Here is a 14,927-nt window from a genome sequence, read left to right on the forward strand (position 1 = left end):
GACACCCGATTCCCAGGCTCGCAAGCAATATGGAGGCCACCAAGCCAAGTATAAAGGGCTGTATTGTGGCAACAGCATTACAGCTTTGTAATGCTCTGCCCAAAATATCTTTAAAAAACAAAAGGGCCGCTCGAGGCGGCCCTTTTTAAATGCTTCATCGCGTAGATTACGCTGCTTCTGCTTCTGCAGCAGCTTCGGCTTCAACGCGTGCGCGATCAGCCTTGCCCTTTGCATCGACATCGCGTTCAACGAATTCGACAACTGCCATCGGTGCATTGTCACCGGTGCGGAAGCCTGCCTTCATGATGCGGATGTAGCCGCCGTTACGGGTTGCGTAACGTGTAGCAAGTGTGTCGAACAGCTTAGCAACAAGCTGTACATCGCGAATGGCGGAAATCGCCTGACGACGTGCATGCAGGTCACCGCGCTTGCCGAGTGTGACAAGCTTTTCTACGATTGGACGAATTTCCTTAGCTTTAGGAAGCGTGGTCACAATCTGTTCATGCTCGATGAGCGAAGCCGCCATGTTGGCGAACATTGCCTTGCGATGCGAGGCAGTGCGGTTCAGCTTACGCTGTCCATTACCGTGGCGCATGGCCTTCTCCTTTAATTCGTAACGTACCGGGATATGCCGGTCTTAATATTGGTCTTCGTAGCGCTTGGCGAGATCTTCGATGTTTTCTGGTGGCCAGGCTGGGATTTCCATACCAAGATGGAGACCCATCGACGCCAGAACTTCCTTGATCTCGTTGAGCGACTTGCGGCCGAAATTCGGAGTCCGCAACATCTCGGCTTCCGTCTTCTGGATCAGATCGCCGATATAGACGATGTTGTCGTTCTTCAGGCAATTTGCCGAACGTACTGACAATTCGAGCTCGTCGACCTTCTTGAGCAGAGCCGGATTGAAAGCGAGTTCCGCAACCTGTTCCTGCGGGGCTTCCTTCTGAGGCTCTTCGAAGTTAACGAAGACTGCGAGCTGGTCCTGAAGAATGCGTGCTGCGTAAGCAACAGCATCTTCACCGCTCACCGAACCATTGGTTTCGATATTGAGCGTCAGCTTGTCATAATCGAGAACCTGACCTTCACGGGTGTTCTCAATCTTGTACGATACCTTGCGGATCGGCGAATAAAGGCTATCAACCGGAATAAGACCGATTGGAGCATCTTCCGCACGATTACGGTCGGCAGGCACATAGCCCTTACCGGTGTTGACAGTGAATTCCATGCGGATTTCAGCGCCTTCATCCAGCGTGCAGATGACGTGTTCCGGGTTAAGGATCTCGACATCGCCAACAGTCTGAATGTCACCAGCCGTAACAACGCCCGGGCCTTCCTTGCGGACAACCATGCGCTTCGGGCCTTCGCCTTCCATACGGATGGCGATTTCCTTGACGTTCAGAACGATATCCGTGGTGTCTTCGCGGACGCCAGGGATAGAAGAGAATTCATGCAGCACGCCGTCAATCTGAACGGCGGTGACAGCAGCGCCGCGCAGCGACGACAGAAGCACGCGACGCAGTGCGTTACCGAGCGTCAAACCGAAACCGCGTTCCAGCGGCTCAGCAACAACGGTTGCATGAGTGCGTGAGCCGTTGGTGATAAAATCCACCTTGTTCGGCTTAATCAGTTCCTGCCAGTTTTTCTGGATCATGTGGTTTTCCTCTATCAACCGTCGCTACCATCCAATCGTAGCGATCTTGTGAAGAACCGCAGAGGAACCCCGAACAATAAAGCCCGGGGTTCTTACAGCATATAAACGAAAATCAGACCCGGCGCTTCTTGCGCGGACGGCAACCATTGTGCGGGATCGGCGTAACATCGCGAATCGACGTAATAACGAAACCGGCAGCCTGAAGGGCGCGCAGTGCAGATTCACGGCCAGAACCCGGTCCGCAAACCTCGACTTCGAGGGAGCGCATGCCATGTTCCTGCGCCTTCTTGGCGCAATCTTCAGCAGCGATCTGTGCGGCAAACGGGGTCGACTTACGCGAACCCTTGAAACCCTGAGCACCTGCAGATGACCAGGCAATCGCATTACCCTGTGCATCCGTGATGGTGATCATGGTGTTGTTAAACGTCGAATTTACGTGGGCAACGCCCGACGAAATGTTTTTGCGTTCGCGACGGCGAATACGCTGGGCTTCCTTAGCCATGATAGTCCTCTCAAAACTCGATCTCGACACCGCCGTAGTTCCAGCGGCTACACCGGCCCTTTGAAAAGGACCAGCACCGAACCCACCCTTTTACAGGCAAGCCCGGCAGAACGATTGGTTCTGCCGAAAATTACTTCTTCTTACCTGCGATAGCCTTTGCAGGACCCTTACGGGTGCGTGCATTGGTATGCGTGCGCTGGCCACGAACTGGCAGCGAACGACGATGGCGCAGACCGCGATAGCAGCCAAGGTCCATCAGGCGCTTGATGTTCATCGAAACTTCACGACGCAGGTCACCTTCGACCCGGTAGTCAGCATCGATTGCTTCACGGATCTGAAGGACTTCAGCATCCGAAAGCTGATTTACGCGACGATCATCGGAAATGCCGACTTTCGTTACGATCTGACGAGCAAATTTTGGTCCAATCCCGTGAATGTACTGAAGCGCAATGATTACGCGCTTGTTCGTCGGGATGTTGACGCCAGCGATACGTGCCACGTCTGTTCTCCTTGAGTTACATAAAAATCCATCTGGATGATGCGATCAACCAGACAGCATTGTTTGACCGGTCCCGGCCTCTTACTATTTCCGCCAGAACCGACCATTCAAAACAAATTGAAGTGGCGCAGTCTTTGACGGAATCACCCGAAAAAGTCAACTCTTAACTGTCCGTAAAGCGGCCATAGCAGCATTACAGACATTAAAAGCAACTTTCAGAAGCAATAAACGGACAGAAAAACATCAAATGATCTTCTGTCCGCAATTCCTATTCGTTCAAACGAGCCTTAGCCCGCATGCTTCACGCCGGAACGAGAATTCTCTCGATTTCGGCAGTAACGTCCTCTACCGGCGCCATGCCATTGAGCACGCGCAACTCACCAGTACCGGCATAATAGGCCGAAAGCGGTGACGTTTTTTCACGGTATTCAACGAGACGCTTGCGAAATGCTTCCGGGTTGTCATCAGAACGAACCTGACCACCCTTTGCAATCGTATCGGCAACACGGCTCTCCATCCGGCTGACCAATGCGTTCTCGTCCACTTTCAGCTCAATAACAGCATCAAGCTTGAGACCTTTATCGGTCAGCATTTCGCCAAGAGCCTGCGCCTGTGGAACAGTCCGCGGATAACCGTCAAGAATGAAACCATTTGCGCAATCCGGCGCATCAATACGCTCTGACACGATCTGGTTTACAATCTCATCGGAGACCAGCTGACCGGCATCCATGACAGCCTTGGCGCGTTTCCCGATTTCGCTTTGCTGAGCGACTGCTGCACGCAGCATATCGCCAGTCGAAAGCTGAGGTATTCCATGCTTCTTGGTAAGAAGTCCAGCCTGCGTCCCCTTACCTGCTCCGGGCGGCCCAAGAAGTATTAGTCTCATTTACTGCGTTTCCCACCTCTGAGTTTGGACTTCTTGATCAGCCCTTCATACTGATGGGCGACAAGATGTCCCTGAATTTGCGCAACCGTATCGAGCGTTACGCTGACCACGATCAGCAGCGAAGTACCACCAAGATAGAACGGTACACCGGTCGCGGAAATCAGAAATTCCGGCAGAAGACAGACAAGCACGATATAGATGGCGCCGACAACCGTAATTCGTGTCAACACATAGTCTATATACTCAGCCGTCCGTTCACCCGGACGAATGCCCGGAATAAAGCCGGAGTGCTTCTTCAGCTGGTCCGCAGTGTCCTTGGGATTGAACACAATGGCCGTATAAAAGAAGCAGAAGAATGCCATCAAACCGGCATAGAACAGCATGTAGAGCGGCTGACCATGACCGAGAGCATTGAGAATGGTTGTACCCCATGCCGGCATTTCAGCTGTGTTCGCAAAGCCGGCAACCGTTGCAGGCAGCAGCAGAAGCGAAGACGCGAAAATCGGAGGAATAACACCCGCAGTATTGAGCTTGAGTGGCAGATGCGATGTATCGCCCTGGAACATGCGATTGCCAACCTGACGCTTCGGATACTGGATCAGAAGACGGCGCTGGGCGCGTTCAACAAAAACGATGATTGCAATCAGCGCAACAGCCAGAACGATAACACCGAGGATCAACCCCGTGGACAGCGCGCCGGTGCGGCCCAGTTCCAGCGTACCGGAAATAGCATGCGGCAGGTTTGCGACAATACCCGCGAAGATGATGAGCGAAATGCCGTTACCGATGCCGCGCGCGGTGATCTGTTCACCAAGCCACATCAGGAACATCGTACCGCCAACAAGCGTGATGACCGACGAAACCAGGAACATTGGGCCGGGATTCGTAACGATGCCATTACCGGACTGCAAGCCAACCGAAATCGCATAAGCCTGCACGATTGCCAGAAGCACCGTACCGTAACGCGTATATTGATTGATAATCTTGCGGCCTGACTCGCCTTCCTTCTTGAGCGCTTCAAGCGTCGGGACAACCGACGTCATAAGCTGCACGATAATGGAGGCAGAAATATAAGGCATGATGCCGAGTGCGAAGATCGCCATACGGCCAACCGCACCACCCGCAAACATATTGAAAAGTCCAAGCACACCCTGGCTATGCTGCTGGAATGCCTGCGCAAGCGCATCAGGATTGATGCCGGGTAGCGGAATATAAGTACCAAAACGGTACACCAACAAAGCGCCCAGTGTAAACCAGATGCGCTTCTTGAGTTCTTCAGCTTTCGAAAATGCCGAAAAATTAAGATTGGAAACTAGCTGTTCAGCAGCCGATGCCATAAAAATTTCTCCGGTGAAAAGTCTCCGGTCCCCTACTCCCATAGACACAAGTTTTACAACTCACGACCGCTCGGACAAGAAGACCCTACCCAGATATGCGCATTGGCATAAATGTGCAAGCGGCGGCACCAAGGCCGCCGCTTTTTATTTTTATGTCGATGCTTTATTCAGCAGCAGCTTCAGGAAGCTTTACGCTACCGCCAGCCTTTTCGATCTTTTCGATCGCTGCCTTGGAAGCACCAGCAACCTCGAAAGCTACCTTTGCCTTCAATTCGCCGTCCGCAAGAACGCGAACACCGTCGAGAGCGCGACGAATCACGCCAGCAGCCTTAAGCGAATCGATGTTCACAACTGCCTTTGCGTCCAGCTTGCCCGCATCGATCGCAGCCTGAACTCGGCCAAGCGATACAATGTTGAAGCTCTTCGCAAAGATGTTGGTGAAGCCACGCTTCGGCAGGCGACGGTAGATTGGCATCTGACCGCCTTCAAAGCCGTTGATCGCTACGCCTGAACGGGACTTCTGTCCCTTGACGCCGCGGCCAGCGGTCTTGCCGGTGCCCGAGCCGATACCACGGCCGACGCGCTTGCGCGCCTTAACTGAACCTGGCTTGTCACGCAGATCGTTGAGTTTCATGTCTCTATCCTCTGCGTTATCAGGCCTCGTCCACAACGCGGACGAGATGCTGAACCTTGGCAATCATGCCACGAACTGAAGGAGTATCCTCCAGTGTGCGGCGGCGGTGCATTTTGTTAAGTCCGAGTCCGATCAGCGTAGCACGCTGTTCGGCTGGACGACGGATAGGGCTTCCGATCTGTTCGACCGTAACCGTCTTACCCTTCTTCTCAGCCATCACTCAAATCCCTTGTCTATGGCGTATCCGGTGCGATGGCACCGGACTGGCACAAACTATCGGCTATTCTTCCGAACCGACCACATCATGGCGACGAGCCTGAAGGGTCGAGTACTTGATGCCGCGCTGTGCAGCAATGTCCTTTGGATGCATCTGATGCTTCAGAGCGTCAAAGGTTGCACGAACCATGTTGTAAGGGTTCGATGAGCCGAGCGACTTAGCAACAACGTCCTGAACGCCAAGCGTTTCGAACACAGCACGCATAGGACCACCAGCAATGATACCCTTACCAGCAGGGGCTGCGCGGAGCAGAACCTTGCCAGCGCCGTGACGACCCTGCACATCGTGATGCAGTGTACGACCCGAACGCAGTGGTACGAAAATCATATCGCGCTTGGCAGCTTCTGTTGCCTTACGGATAGCTTCAGGCACTTCACGAGCCTTGCCATGTCCGAAGCCGACGCGACCTTTCTGGTCACCAACGACGACGAGTGCAGCAAAACCGAAGCGACGGCCACCCTTAACAACCTTGGCTACGCGATTGATGTGAACGAGCTTGTCAACGAATTCGCTGTCACGCTCCTCACGACCGCGGTCCTCGCGGTTACGTTCTCTCTGTGCCATATCCTATTCCTTTATTTTTTTCCGGAAGCACAAAATTATTAGAAGCTAAGACCGCCTTCGCGGGCTGCTTCGGCGAGAGCCTTCACACGGCCGTGGTAAATAAATGCACCACGGTCGAACACTACTTCGTTGACGCCTGCTTTTACGGCACGCTCAGCAACCAGCTTGCCAACTGCAGCAGCTGCTGCGGAATCGGCGCCAGTCTTGAGCTTGCCCTTCAGATCGCCATCCAGGGTCGAAGCGGCAGCGATGGTTACACCGCGAACGTCGTCGATAACCTGAACGTAGATGTTCTTGGAAGAGCGGTGCACGCTGAGACGTGGACGGCCGTTTGCAACAGCCTTGACCTGACGGCGTACACGAGCAGCGCGACGCTGCAAAGTTTCTTTTGGCGATGCCATGACGCGCTTCCCTTACTTCTTCTTGCCTTCTTTGCGGACGATTTTTTCGCCAGCATACTTGACGCCCTTGCCCTTATAAGGCTCGGGGCCGCGATATTCACGGATCTCAGCCGCAACCTGACCGACCTGCTGCTTATCGATACCAGTGACGACGATTTCCGTCGGCTTAGGAACAGCAACAGTGATGCCAGCAGGCACGTCATAGATAACTTCGTGAGAAAAGCCGAGAGACAGCTGGACATTCTTGCCCTGCATAGCAGCACGATAACCAACGCCACTGATCTCAAGCTTCTTTTCAAAGCCCTTGTTGACGCCTTCGAAGATGTTTTCGATCATCGAACGCGACATGCCCCACTTGGAGCGGGCTTCTTTAGACTGGTCACGAGGATCAACGCTTACAGCGCCGTCTTCGAGCTTAACCAGAACTTCATCGTGCACCACGAAAGACAATTCGCCCTTCGCGCCCTTAGCCTTGACGATCTGCCCATCAACACTGGCGGTCACGCCTGCCGGGACCGGCACGGGTTTTTTACCGATACGAGACATTTTTATACCTGTCTTCTATCTGTTCACTGTCAGCCGCATCAGAAGATGCGGCAGAGCAGCTCACCACCAACGTTTTGTTCACGGGCTTCATGATCCGCCATTACACCCTTAGGTGTGGACAAGATCGAGATGCCAAGACCATTCGCAACCTGCGGGATCGACTTGACCGACACGTAAACGCGACGGCCTGGCTTCGAAACGCGGGTCAGTTCACGAATGACTGGAACGCCTTCATAGTACTTGAGTTCGATTTCGATCTCGGCCTTGCCGTTCACGAATTCACTCTGCGTGTATCCGCGGATGTAACCCTCAGACTGAAGAACATCCAGAACGCGAGCACGAAGCTTCGAAGCCGGGGTCGAAACCTTGGTCTTCTTGCGGCCTACTGCGTTACGAATACGGGTCAGCATATCGCCGATAGGATCTGACACAGACATATGCTACTCCTTACCAGCTCGACTTAACTATGCCCGGAACCTGTCCGAGCGAACCCAACTGGCGAAGCGCAATACGCGACATCTTCAGTTTACGGTAATAACCACGCGGACGACCCGAAACTTCGCAACGATTGCGAATACGAACCTTAGCGGAATTGCGCGGTAGTTCGGCGAGCTGAATAGTAGCGCGGAAACGCTCATCCAGCGGAAGGCTCTGATCCATAACGATCGCCTTCAGACGTGCACGCTTTTCAGCATGACGCTTAACCAACTTTTCGCGGCGCTTATTGTTTTCGACTGCGCTAGTCTTGGCCATATTATTATACCTCGCTACGCTTGCCGTTACTGCCGGAACGGGAAGTTGAAGGCGCGCAGAAGAGCGCGGGCTTCATCATCCGTTTTTGCGGTCGTGCAAACGATGATGTCCATGCCCCAGATCTGATCAACTTTATCGTAGTTGATTTCTGGAAACACGATGTGTTCCTTAACACCCATGGCAAAGTTGCCACGACCGTCAAAGCTTTTCGGATTCAGACCGCGGAAGTCGCGAACGCGCGGAAGCGCAATCGTAACCAGACGATCAAGAAATTCGTACATGCGATCCGCACGAAGAGTGACCTTCGTACCGATTGGCATGTCTTCGCGCAACTTAAAAGTTGCAATCGAATTACGGGCGCGCGTAACGACAGCCTTCTGACCAGCAATCAGGCTGAGATCAGCAGCTGCAACCGTTGGCTTTTTCGAGTCAGCAGTTGCTTCGCCTACACCCATATTCAGGACAACTTTGGTGATGCGCGGAATCTGCATCTCGTTGTCATATTTGAATTCTTCAAGAAGAGCTTTACGGATCGTGTCCTGATAAATCTTCTTGAAGCGTGGAAGTGCCTTAGCTTCAGACATCAGATCACCGCTCCCGAACGCTTTGCAACGCGAACCTTCTTGCCGTCTTCAATACGGAAACCAACGCGGGTTGGCTTGCCATCTTTTGGATCAGCAACTGCCAGGTTAGACAAATGGATCGGCGCTTCTTTCGAAATGATGCCGGCTTCCTGAGTCTGTGTCTGACGCTGGTGACGCTTTACAACATTAATGCCGCGGACGACAGCTTTGTCATCCTTTGGCATAACCTGAAGAACTTCGCCCTTACGGCCCTTGTCCTTACCGGACAGCACGACAACGCTGTCGCCTTTGCGAATCTTTTGCATCGTCTTGCTTCCTTACAGAACTTCCGGAGCCAGCGAGATGATCTTCATGTGGCTCTTAGCGCGAAGTTCGCGTGGAACCGGTCCGAAGATACGTGTGCCGATAGGCTCTTTCTTGTTATCGATGAGAACGGCTGCGTTGTTATCAAAACGAATAACGCTGCCATCTGCGCGACGGATGTCCTTGGCAGTCCGTACGACTACCGCCTTCATCACATCACCTTTTTTGACGCGGCCGCGCGGAATAGCTTCCTTGATCGACACCACAATGATGTCGCCCACGGAAGCATAACGCCGCTTCGAGCCGCCCAGCACCTTGATGCACATGACACGACGTGCGCCGGAGTTATCCGCCACGTCGAGGTTTGTTTGCATCTGAATCATGACTGGCCGCCTTCTTTTCCTTCAGCTGGTTAAGGGCTCCTGCCCTACCTAAGCTGCGTGTTTGTAATTTAGCCCGCTGTTACGTTCGAAAGAACGACCCAGCGTTTGTCCTTCGAAATTGGCTTGGATTCTTCAATAGAAACCTGATCACCAATCTTGAACTGGTTGTTTTCGTCATGCGCCTTATACTTCTTAGACTGGCGAATGGTCTTCTGGAGGAGCGGGTGCGAATAGCGACGCTCTACCTTAACCACAACAGTCTTATCGTTTTTGTCGCTGACGACAACGCCCTGCAGAACGCGTTTAGGCATTATACTTGTTCCTTATGCCTTGCTTTCGGCCGCCTTCTGGCGGGCGATGGTCTTAATACGCGCAATGTCACGGCGAACCTGTTTCACGCGCGCGGTTTTTTCGAGCTGGCCGGTTGCCTTCTGGAAGCGCAGATTAAACTGCTCTTTCTTCAGGGCGCCCAACTCATCGTTGATCTGATCGAGGCTTTTCGCCCGAACGTCTGCGGCTTTCATGACTGCCTCTCTTACTCTGCGATGCGCTGAATGAAGCGCGTCTTGACCGACAACTTTGCAGCGCCGAGTCTTAAGGCTTCGCGTGCCACATCTTCGGGTACGCCGTCAAGCTCAAACATTACGCGGCCTGGTGCCACGCGGCATGCCCAGTAGTCAACTGAACCCTTACCTTTACCCATACGGACTTCGGTAGGCTTCGATGTAACTGGCAGATCCGGGAAGATTCGGATCCATACACGGCCCGCACGTTTCATGTGACGGGTGATCGCGCGGCGAGCCGCTTCGATCTGTCGTGCTGTGACGCGGTCAGGCTCAACGGCCTTCAAACCGAATGCACCGAAATTAAGATCCGTACCGCCCTTCGAGTTGCCGTGAATACGGCCCTTGAACTGCTTACGGAACTTGGTGCGCTTTGGCTGCATCATTGTTCTCTACTCCAATTTTCTCGCCCGCGGCCCGCTTTTTAAGCGTTTTCGCGGCGGCGGTTCTGCTGGGAACCCTGATTGTCACCCTCAACCGCACGACGTTCGGAAGCCATTGGGTCATGCTCAAGGATCTCGCCCTTGAATACCCAAACCTTCACGCCGCAGATGCCGTAAGCGGTCTGCGCTTCTGCTGTACCGTAGTCGATATCAGCACGCAGCGTGTGAAGCGGAACGCGACCTTCGCGATACCATTCCATACGTGCGATTTCAGCGCCGCCCAGACGACCGGAGCAGTTGATACGGATACCTTCAGCACCGAGACGCATTGCCGACTGAACGGCACGCTTCATGGCGCGACGGAATGCCACACGGCGTTCGAGCTGCTGAGCGATCGACTGAGCAATGAGCGTCGCGTCGACTTCCGGCTTACGCACTTCAACAATGTTGAGCGACGTATCGGAATTCGTCATCTCGGAAAGCTTCTTGCGAAGCTTTTCGATGTCTGCACCCTTCTTGCCGATGATGATACCCGGACGAGCCGAGTGAATCGTCACGCGGCACTTCTTGTGCGGACGCTCGATTACGATCTTGGAAATCGCAGCCTGCTTGAGTTCGCTCTTAAGATACTCACGGATCTTGACGTCTTCATGCAACAGCTTGCCGTATTCACCGGTATTTGCGTACCAACGCGAATCCCAGGTACGGTTAATGCCGAGACGAAAACCGATCGGATTAATCTTCTGGCCCATTATGCGGCCTCCCCTTTTTCCGCAACTTCGCGGACAACAATGGTGAGATGCGAAAACGGCTTTTCGATGCGGCTTGCCTTACCACGTCCACGAACGTGGAAACGCTTCATGACAATTGATTTGCCAACATAAGCTTCAGCAACGATCAGCGCGTCAACATCGAGATCATGATTGTTCTCTGCGTTGGCGATAGCCGATTCGAGCGTCTTTTTCACTGTTTCCGCGATCCGCTTGCGCGAGAACGTCAGATCAGCAAGTGCCGCGTTAACTTTCTTGCCGCGAATAAGTGCCGCGACAAGATTAAGCTTCTGCGGGCTGACGCGAAGCGTACGGGCGACGGCTTTCGCCTCGTTATCCTTAAGCTGGCGGGGAGCCTTGGCCTTGCCCATCTGTTACTTCCTCTTTGACTTCTTGTCCGCGCCGTGACCGTAATAGGTACGCGTCGGCGCGAATTCACCGAACTTATGTCCAACCATTTCTTCGGAGATCGATACCGGCACATGCTTGTTGCCGTTATAAACACCGAAGGTCAGGCCAACGAACTGCGGCAAGATCGTGGAGCGACGGCTCCACATCTTGATAACTTCATTACGACCGCCCTCACGTACCTTCTCAGCTTTCTTGAGAAGATAGCCATCGACGAACGGACCTTTCCAAACTGAACGAGCCACTTCAGACTACCTCTCTTACTTCTTGCGCTGATGACGCGAACGCATGATGAACTTATCGGTCGCCTTGTTCGAACGGGTCTTTTTACCCTTCGTAGGCTTGCCCCAAGGCGTGACCGGATGACGACCACCAGAAGTGCGGCCTTCACCACCACCATGCGGGTGGTCAACTGGGTTCATGGCAACGCCGCGAACGTGTGGACGCTTACCGCGCCAAACCGAACGACCGGCCTTACCGTCATTGATGTTGCTGTGCTCTGGATTGGATACTGCACCAACCGTTGCAAAGCATGCACCCGAAACCAGACGCTGTTCGCCCGAGTTCAGACGCAGGATAGCCATGCCCTGATCGCGACCGACGAGCTGTGCATAAGCACCAGCCGAACGTGCAATCTGACCGCCCTTGCCCGGCTTCATTTCCACATTGTGGATAATGGTACCAACTGGCATCGACGACAGCGGCATTGCATTGCCTGGCTTGACGTCGACGGACTGGCCGGAAATGACCTTGTCACCAACTGCCAGACGCTGCGGAGCCAGAATGTAGCTCAGCTCGCCGTCTTCGTAGCGGATCAACGCGATAAACGCGGTGCGGTTTGGATCGTATTCCAGACGTTCTACAGTCGCTACGACATCATGCTTACGACGCTTGAAGTCGATGAAACGATAAGAACGCTTGTGACCGCCGCCCTGAAAGCGGACAGTGATACGACCGGTGTTGTTACGGCCACCCTTCTTGGACAAACCTTCGGTCAATGACTTGACCGGCTTGCCCTTGTAGAGTTCCGAACGGTCCACGATGACCAGCTGACGCTGGCCTGGTGTGATCGGATTAAAGTGCTTGAGTGCCATTGTCTTTACTCCATGGCCTCTCAGAGACCTGTCGAAACGTCGATGCTCTGGCCTTCAGCCAAAGTTACGATCGCTTTCTTGACATCGCTCTGGCGCCCGACAATGCCGCGGAACCGCTTCACTTTGCCTTTGCGCACAGTGGTGTTTACAGCCTTAACCTTGACGCCGAAGAGCGCTTCGATTGCAGCCTTGATTTCCGGCTTCGTCGCCTTGCGGGCTACGTTGAAGACGACCTGATTATGTTCGGAAACAAGGGTCGACTTCTCGGTGATGACTGGGCTGACGATCACGTCATAATGGCGAAGATCGGTCATTTAAAACGCTCCTCGAGTGCTTCGACAGCTGCCTTGGAAAGCACGAGCTTGCCACGACGCAGGATGTCGTAAACATTGATGCCCTGTACTGGCAGAACGTCGATGTTCGGGATGTTCGAAGCAGCGCGCTGGAAGTTCACGTCGAGCTCTGCACCACCGATAAGAAGTGCATTTTCGAGACCGAGCTTTGCGAACTGCGACACAAGCTGCTTTGTCTTGGCTTCAGACGCTGCCAGATCATCGATGACGATCAGGTCAGATGCCTTTGCCTTAGCCGACAGAGCGTGACGCAAGCCGAGAGCGCGAACCTTCTTTGGCAGATCATGATCATGCGTACGGACAACCGGTCCGTGAGCCTGACCACCGCCGCGGAACTGCGGTGCACGAGCCGAATGGTGACGAGCGCGACCCGTACCCTTCTGCTTATACATCTTCGAACCGGTGCGGCTGATGTCGCTGCGGCCCTTGGCATCGTGAGAGCCCTGCTGGCGGCGAGCCAGCTGCCAGCGCACGACGCGCTGGAGAATGTCGTCGCGTGGATCAAGACCGAAGATAGCTTCGTTCAACTTGACCTGGCCGGCATCCTTGCCTTCAAGGGTTGTAATTGTGAGATCCATTATTCGGCTCCCTCAGTCGCTGCAGTTTCAGAAACTACAGCAGCTTCTACCTTGGCCTGTGCTGCTTGGCGCAAACCAGCTGGCTTGGGAGCATTATCAGGCAGCGAAACCTTTACGGCGTCGCGAACGTAGATCCATGCACCCTTTGAGCCAGGAACTGCACCGCGGACAAGGATAAGGCCGCGATCGAGATCAGTCGAAACGACTTCGATATTCTGCGTGGTTACACGGGTCTGACCCATGTGACCGGCCATCTTCTTGCCTTTAAATACTTTACCTGGATCCTGACGCTGACCGGTCGAGCCGTGAGCGCGGTGGGTCACTGAGTTACCGTGCGATGCACGATGACCAGCAAAGTTATGACGCTTCATAACACCGGCAAAGCCTTTACCGATCGAAGTACCCGTCACGTCGACCTTCTGGCCGGCGACGAAATGTTCGGCAGTGATTTCCACGCCGACTTCGAGCAGGTTTTCAGGAGAAACGCGGAATTCCGCAACTTTCGCCTTAGGCTCAACTTCAGCCTTCGCGAAATGACCGCGCAGAGCCTTGGTTGTGTTCTTTACCTTGGCAAGTCCAACGCCAAGCTGAACAGCCGTGTAACCATTCTTTTCAACTGTACGCTGAGCGACCACGTGGCAGTCTTCCATGCGGAGAACTGTCACTGGTACATGTTCGCCGGCGTCGTTATAGACGCGGGTCATGCCCAGCTTTTGTGCGATAACACCTGAACGCATCGGGTTCGTTCCTTCCGTCCTCAAGCCGCTTAGAGCTTGATCTCGACATCAACACCGGCAGACAGATCGAGCTTCATGAGCGCGTCAACAGTCTGTGGGGTTGGGTCAACGATATCGAGAAGACGCTTGTGCGTGCGCATCTCGAACTGTTCGCGGCTCTTCTTATCGATGTGCGGCGACCGGTTTACTGTGAACTTTTCGATCCGTGTTGGCAGTGGGATCGGTCCGCGCACATTGGCACCGGTACGCTTGGCAGTCGACACGATTTCCCGCGTCGAAGCGTCAAGGATCCGATGATCAAACGCCTTGAGGCGAATGCGGATGTTTTGACCGTTCATTTGATCTGTTCCTTGTTACGCGGAGCGCCTCCGGAGAGACGCTCCTGCACAAATCTAATTACTCGATGATCGAAGCGACGATGCCTGCACCAACGGTACGGCCACCTTCACGGATAGCGAAGCGGAGCTTCTCTTCCATTGCGATCGGCACGATCAGCGTAACGTCAACGGTAACGTTGTCGCCAGGCATAACCATTTCCGTGCCTTCTGGCAGGGTAACAACACCGGTCACGTCCGTCGTACGGAAGTAGAACTGTGGACGGTAGTTGGTGAAGAATGGTGTATGACGGCCACCTTCGTCCTTGGTCAGAATGTAAGCTTCTGCCTTGAACTTGGTGTGTGGCTTAACCGAACCTGGCTTGCAGAGAACCTGACCACGTTCA

The 14,927-nt window shown here is 53.8% G+C and carries 27 protein-coding genes and 1 pseudogene; all 28 read right to left on the reverse strand.

Annotation, left to right across the window (positions count from 1 at the left end):
• Positions 1 to 166 precede the first annotated feature (166 nt).
• Entirely contained in the window at positions 167 to 595 is a 429-nt protein-coding gene (rplQ, locus tag VBH83_RS07820) for a 50S ribosomal protein L17 (protein WP_095446804.1), read from the reverse strand.
• Between the two features lie 42 nt (positions 596 to 637).
• Positions 638 to 1,651 carry a DNA-directed RNA polymerase subunit alpha gene (locus tag VBH83_RS07825; RefSeq protein WP_265984519.1) on the reverse strand — a complete coding sequence of 338 codons (1,014 nt, stop codon included), beginning with the start codon at positions 1,649 to 1,651 and terminating at the stop codon, positions 638 to 640.
• A gap of 112 nt (positions 1,652 to 1,763) precedes the next feature.
• On the reverse strand, positions 1,764 to 2,153 hold the full coding sequence (gene rpsK / locus VBH83_RS07830) for a 30S ribosomal protein S11 (protein WP_024897028.1): 390 nt from the start codon (positions 2,151 to 2,153) through the stop codon (positions 1,764 to 1,766).
• A gap of 130 nt (positions 2,154 to 2,283) precedes the next feature.
• Positions 2,284 to 2,652 (reverse strand): 30S ribosomal protein S13, encoded by a 369-nt coding sequence (rpsM, locus tag VBH83_RS07835; RefSeq protein WP_187544612.1) that lies wholly within the window; start codon positions 2,650 to 2,652, stop codon positions 2,284 to 2,286.
• 301 nt (positions 2,653 to 2,953) lie between these two features.
• Positions 2,954 to 3,538, reverse strand: coding sequence for an adenylate kinase (locus tag VBH83_RS07840; RefSeq protein ID WP_265984518.1), 585 nt, complete (start codon positions 3,536 to 3,538; stop codon positions 2,954 to 2,956).
• Positions 3,535 to 4,875 carry a preprotein translocase subunit SecY gene (gene secY, locus VBH83_RS07845; protein ID WP_265984517.1) on the reverse strand — a complete coding sequence of 447 codons (1,341 nt, stop codon included), beginning with the start codon at positions 4,873 to 4,875 and terminating at the stop codon, positions 3,535 to 3,537. Before secY ends, VBH83_RS07840 begins: the two co-directional genes overlap by 4 nt.
• Before the next feature lie 163 nt (positions 4,876 to 5,038).
• Entirely contained in the window at positions 5,039 to 5,509 is a 471-nt protein-coding gene (gene rplO / locus VBH83_RS07850) for a 50S ribosomal protein L15 (RefSeq protein WP_265984516.1), read from the reverse strand.
• A gap of 19 nt (positions 5,510 to 5,528) precedes the next feature.
• The gene (gene rpmD / locus VBH83_RS07855; RefSeq protein WP_007875314.1) at positions 5,529 to 5,726 is read right to left on the reverse strand and encodes a 50S ribosomal protein L30; all 198 of its coding nucleotides are present in this window, start codon (positions 5,724 to 5,726) and stop codon (positions 5,529 to 5,531) included.
• A gap of 63 nt (positions 5,727 to 5,789) precedes the next feature.
• A complete protein-coding gene (rpsE, locus tag VBH83_RS07860) occupies positions 5,790 to 6,350 on the reverse strand; it encodes a 30S ribosomal protein S5 (protein ID WP_024897023.1) in 561 nt (186 codons plus the stop codon).
• Between the two features lie 38 nt (positions 6,351 to 6,388).
• Positions 6,389 to 6,751, reverse strand: coding sequence for a 50S ribosomal protein L18 (rplR, locus tag VBH83_RS07865; RefSeq protein WP_265984515.1), 363 nt, complete (start codon positions 6,749 to 6,751; stop codon positions 6,389 to 6,391).
• A gap of 12 nt (positions 6,752 to 6,763) precedes the next feature.
• Positions 6,764 to 7,297, reverse strand: a complete 534-nt coding sequence (rplF, locus tag VBH83_RS07870) for a 50S ribosomal protein L6 (protein WP_265984514.1) — start codon at positions 7,295 to 7,297, stop codon at positions 6,764 to 6,766.
• Between the two features lie 38 nt (positions 7,298 to 7,335).
• Complete coding sequence (gene rpsH / locus VBH83_RS07875) at positions 7,336 to 7,734, reverse strand: 30S ribosomal protein S8 (RefSeq protein ID WP_007875325.1); 399 nt, start codon at positions 7,732 to 7,734, stop codon at positions 7,336 to 7,338.
• 10 nt (positions 7,735 to 7,744) lie between these two features.
• Positions 7,745 to 8,050, reverse strand: a complete 306-nt coding sequence (rpsN, locus tag VBH83_RS07880) for a 30S ribosomal protein S14 (RefSeq protein WP_265984513.1) — start codon at positions 8,048 to 8,050, stop codon at positions 7,745 to 7,747.
• A gap of 26 nt (positions 8,051 to 8,076) precedes the next feature.
• Positions 8,077 to 8,634 carry a 50S ribosomal protein L5 gene (gene rplE, locus VBH83_RS07885; RefSeq protein ID WP_396997065.1) on the reverse strand — a complete coding sequence of 186 codons (558 nt, stop codon included), beginning with the start codon at positions 8,632 to 8,634 and terminating at the stop codon, positions 8,077 to 8,079.
• A complete protein-coding gene (gene rplX, locus VBH83_RS07890; RefSeq protein ID WP_094539757.1) occupies positions 8,634 to 8,939 on the reverse strand; it encodes a 50S ribosomal protein L24 in 306 nt (101 codons plus the stop codon). The genes rplE and rplX overlap by 1 nt, the downstream gene beginning before the upstream one ends.
• A gap of 12 nt (positions 8,940 to 8,951) precedes the next feature.
• Positions 8,952 to 9,320 carry a 50S ribosomal protein L14 gene (gene rplN, locus VBH83_RS07895; RefSeq protein WP_007875329.1) on the reverse strand — a complete coding sequence of 123 codons (369 nt, stop codon included), beginning with the start codon at positions 9,318 to 9,320 and terminating at the stop codon, positions 8,952 to 8,954.
• Between the two features lie 68 nt (positions 9,321 to 9,388).
• Positions 9,389 to 9,631, reverse strand: a complete 243-nt coding sequence (gene rpsQ, locus VBH83_RS07900) for a 30S ribosomal protein S17 (RefSeq protein ID WP_024897017.1) — start codon at positions 9,629 to 9,631, stop codon at positions 9,389 to 9,391.
• A gap of 12 nt (positions 9,632 to 9,643) precedes the next feature.
• Positions 9,644 to 9,844, reverse strand: coding sequence for a 50S ribosomal protein L29 (rpmC, locus tag VBH83_RS07905; protein ID WP_024897016.1), 201 nt, complete (start codon positions 9,842 to 9,844; stop codon positions 9,644 to 9,646).
• Positions 9,845 to 9,855: 11 nt separating this feature from the next.
• Positions 9,856 to 10,269 (reverse strand): 50S ribosomal protein L16, encoded by a 414-nt coding sequence (rplP, locus tag VBH83_RS07910; RefSeq protein ID WP_094577441.1) that lies wholly within the window; start codon positions 10,267 to 10,269, stop codon positions 9,856 to 9,858.
• 38 nt (positions 10,270 to 10,307) lie between these two features.
• A complete protein-coding gene (rpsC, locus tag VBH83_RS07915; protein ID WP_024897014.1) occupies positions 10,308 to 11,018 on the reverse strand; it encodes a 30S ribosomal protein S3 in 711 nt (236 codons plus the stop codon).
• Positions 11,018 to 11,407 (reverse strand): 50S ribosomal protein L22, encoded by a 390-nt coding sequence (gene rplV / locus VBH83_RS07920; RefSeq protein ID WP_007875336.1) that lies wholly within the window; start codon positions 11,405 to 11,407, stop codon positions 11,018 to 11,020. The genes rpsC and rplV overlap by 1 nt, the downstream gene beginning before the upstream one ends.
• Positions 11,408 to 11,410: 3 nt before the next feature.
• On the reverse strand, positions 11,411 to 11,689 hold the full coding sequence (rpsS, locus tag VBH83_RS07925) for a 30S ribosomal protein S19 (protein WP_140904458.1): 279 nt from the start codon (positions 11,687 to 11,689) through the stop codon (positions 11,411 to 11,413).
• Between the two features lie 15 nt (positions 11,690 to 11,704).
• A complete protein-coding gene (gene rplB, locus VBH83_RS07930; RefSeq protein WP_265984511.1) occupies positions 11,705 to 12,538 on the reverse strand; it encodes a 50S ribosomal protein L2 in 834 nt (277 codons plus the stop codon).
• Positions 12,539 to 12,558: 20 nt separating this feature from the next.
• Positions 12,559 to 12,852, reverse strand: coding sequence for a 50S ribosomal protein L23 (locus VBH83_RS07935; RefSeq protein ID WP_007875343.1), 294 nt, complete (start codon positions 12,850 to 12,852; stop codon positions 12,559 to 12,561).
• Positions 12,849 to 13,469: a 50S ribosomal protein L4 gene (gene rplD / locus VBH83_RS07940; protein WP_396997072.1), complete on the reverse strand. Its 621-nt coding sequence runs from the start codon at positions 13,467 to 13,469 to the stop codon at positions 12,849 to 12,851. Before rplD ends, VBH83_RS07935 begins: the two co-directional genes overlap by 4 nt.
• On the reverse strand, positions 13,469 to 14,206 hold the full coding sequence (gene rplC / locus VBH83_RS07945; protein ID WP_265984509.1) for a 50S ribosomal protein L3: 738 nt from the start codon (positions 14,204 to 14,206) through the stop codon (positions 13,469 to 13,471). The genes rplD and rplC overlap by 1 nt, the downstream gene beginning before the upstream one ends.
• 29 nt (positions 14,207 to 14,235) lie before the next feature.
• Positions 14,236 to 14,544, reverse strand: a complete 309-nt coding sequence (gene rpsJ / locus VBH83_RS07950; RefSeq protein ID WP_002964363.1) for a 30S ribosomal protein S10 — start codon at positions 14,542 to 14,544, stop codon at positions 14,236 to 14,238.
• Positions 14,545 to 14,602: 58 nt separating this feature from the next.
• Positions 14,603 to 14,927, reverse strand: a pseudogene (gene tuf / locus VBH83_RS07955) (elongation factor Tu); the annotation flags it as partial.

The organism is Ochrobactrum sp. S1502_03 (genome assembly GCF_044435015.1).
GTDB lineage: Bacteria > Pseudomonadota > Alphaproteobacteria > Rhizobiales > Rhizobiaceae > Brucella > Brucella chromiisoli.

Bases quoted from the DNA above. Each gene is read 5' to 3' on its own strand.
- rplQ (WP_095446804.1), bottom strand. From the start codon at position 595: ATGCGCCACGGTAATGGACAGCGTAAGCTGAACCGCACTGCCTCGCAT.
- VBH83_RS07825 (WP_265984519.1), bottom strand. From the start codon at position 1,651: ATGATCCAGAAAAACTGGCAGGAACTGATTAAGCCGAACAAGGTGGAT.
- rpsK (WP_024897028.1), bottom strand. From the start codon at position 2,153: ATGGCTAAGGAAGCCCAGCGTATTCGCCGTCGCGAACGCAAAAACATT.
- VBH83_RS07840 (WP_265984518.1), bottom strand. From the start codon at position 3,538: ATGAGACTAATACTTCTTGGGCCGCCCGGAGCAGGTAAGGGGACGCAG.
- secY (WP_265984517.1), bottom strand. From the start codon at position 4,875: ATGGCATCGGCTGCTGAACAGCTAGTTTCCAATCTTAATTTTTCGGCA.
- rplO (WP_265984516.1), bottom strand. From the start codon at position 5,509: ATGAAACTCAACGATCTGCGTGACAAGCCAGGTTCAGTTAAGGCGCGC.
- rpmD (WP_007875314.1), bottom strand. From the start codon at position 5,726: ATGGCTGAGAAGAAGGGTAAGACGGTTACGGTCGAACAGATCGGAAGC.
- rpsE (WP_024897023.1), bottom strand. From the start codon at position 6,350: ATGGCACAGAGAGAACGTAACCGCGAGGACCGCGGTCGTGAGGAGCGT.
- rplR (WP_265984515.1), bottom strand. From the start codon at position 6,751: ATGGCATCGCCAAAAGAAACTTTGCAGCGTCGCGCTGCTCGTGTACGC.
- rplF (WP_265984514.1), bottom strand. From the start codon at position 7,297: ATGTCTCGTATCGGTAAAAAACCCGTGCCGGTCCCGGCAGGCGTGACC.
- rpsH (WP_007875325.1), bottom strand. From the start codon at position 7,734: ATGTCTGTGTCAGATCCTATCGGCGATATGCTGACCCGTATTCGTAAC.
- rpsN (WP_265984513.1), bottom strand. From the start codon at position 8,050: ATGGCCAAGACTAGCGCAGTCGAAAACAATAAGCGCCGCGAAAAGTTG.
- rplE (WP_396997065.1), bottom strand. From the start codon at position 8,634: ATGTCTGAAGCTAAGGCACTTCCACGCTTCAAGAAGATTTATCAGGAC.
- rplX (WP_094539757.1), bottom strand. From the start codon at position 8,939: ATGCAAAAGATTCGCAAAGGCGACAGCGTTGTCGTGCTGTCCGGTAAG.
- rplN (WP_007875329.1), bottom strand. From the start codon at position 9,320: ATGATTCAGATGCAAACAAACCTCGACGTGGCGGATAACTCCGGCGCA.
- rpsQ (WP_024897017.1), bottom strand. From the start codon at position 9,631: ATGCCTAAACGCGTTCTGCAGGGCGTTGTCGTCAGCGACAAAAACGAT.
- rpmC (WP_024897016.1), bottom strand. From the start codon at position 9,844: ATGAAAGCCGCAGACGTTCGGGCGAAAAGCCTCGATCAGATCAACGAT.
- rplP (WP_094577441.1), bottom strand. From the start codon at position 10,269: ATGATGCAGCCAAAGCGCACCAAGTTCCGTAAGCAGTTCAAGGGCCGT.
- rpsC (WP_024897014.1), bottom strand. From the start codon at position 11,018: ATGGGCCAGAAGATTAATCCGATCGGTTTTCGTCTCGGCATTAACCGT.
- rplV (WP_007875336.1), bottom strand. From the start codon at position 11,407: ATGGGCAAGGCCAAGGCTCCCCGCCAGCTTAAGGATAACGAGGCGAAA.
- rplB (WP_265984511.1), bottom strand. From the start codon at position 12,538: ATGGCACTCAAGCACTTTAATCCGATCACACCAGGCCAGCGTCAGCTG.
- VBH83_RS07935 (WP_007875343.1), bottom strand. From the start codon at position 12,852: ATGACCGATCTTCGCCATTATGACGTGATCGTCAGCCCAGTCATCACC.
- rplD (WP_396997072.1), bottom strand. From the start codon at position 13,469: ATGGATCTCACAATTACAACCCTTGAAGGCAAGGATGCCGGCCAGGTC.
- rplC (WP_265984509.1), bottom strand. From the start codon at position 14,206: ATGCGTTCAGGTGTTATCGCACAAAAGCTGGGCATGACCCGCGTCTAT.
- rpsJ (WP_002964363.1), bottom strand. From the start codon at position 14,544: ATGAACGGTCAAAACATCCGCATTCGCCTCAAGGCGTTTGATCATCGG.